Origin of the sequence: Bacillus songklensis (genome assembly GCF_042649685.1) — a bacterium.
GTDB classification, from domain to species: Bacteria; Bacillota; Bacilli; order Bacillales; family Bacillaceae_H; genus Bacillus_BA; species Bacillus_BA songklensis.
Map to the genome: position 1 here is coordinate 1 of NZ_JBHRZT010000071.1, position 526 is coordinate 526.

The 526-nt window shown below is 46.8% G+C and carries 2 tRNA genes; both read right to left on the bottom strand.

The window, feature by feature from the left end:
• Positions 1 to 112 precede the first annotated feature (112 nt).
• Positions 113 to 188, bottom strand: a tRNA-Ala gene (locus ACFOU2_RS18755).
• A gap of 20 nt (positions 189 to 208) precedes the next feature.
• Positions 209 to 285: transfer RNA gene (locus tag ACFOU2_RS18760), tRNA-Ile, on the bottom strand.
• Positions 286 to 526 lie beyond the last annotated feature (241 nt).

The following is a 526-nucleotide window of genomic DNA, read 5'->3' on the forward strand; positions in this document are numbered from 1 at the left end:
GCGCCCTTTCTAACTTAACCATATGTCTAAAATTAGACGATTGATTATTTTTAGAAAAGCTTTCACTTTTCCTCAGCTATTACTGTTATCTAGTTTTCAAGGAACAATCATTTGGTGGAGCCTAGCGGGATCGAACCGCTGACCTCCTGCGTGCAAAGCAGGCGCTCTCCCAGCTGAGCTAAGGCCCCAAATATGTTAAGAGTAAGTATGGTGGGCCTAAATGGACTCGAACCATCGACCTCACGCTTATCAGGCGTGCGCTCTAACCAGCTGAGCTATAGGCCCATACCTTACATAAAAGAGAACGAAGTTCTCTCAAAACTGAACAAACCATACGCCAACATTTCATGTCTAGCTACGGCTCCTAACCTTTCGGCCGTTTCACTTCTGTCCATGAAACCAAAGAGCGGTTTCCCGGTCAGAAGCTCCAACGTCTGTCAAGGTTGAGCAGTCGCCTTCGCTTTTCGTATAAATCCTTAGAAAGGAGGTGATCCAGCCGCACCTTCCGATACGGCTACCTTGTTAC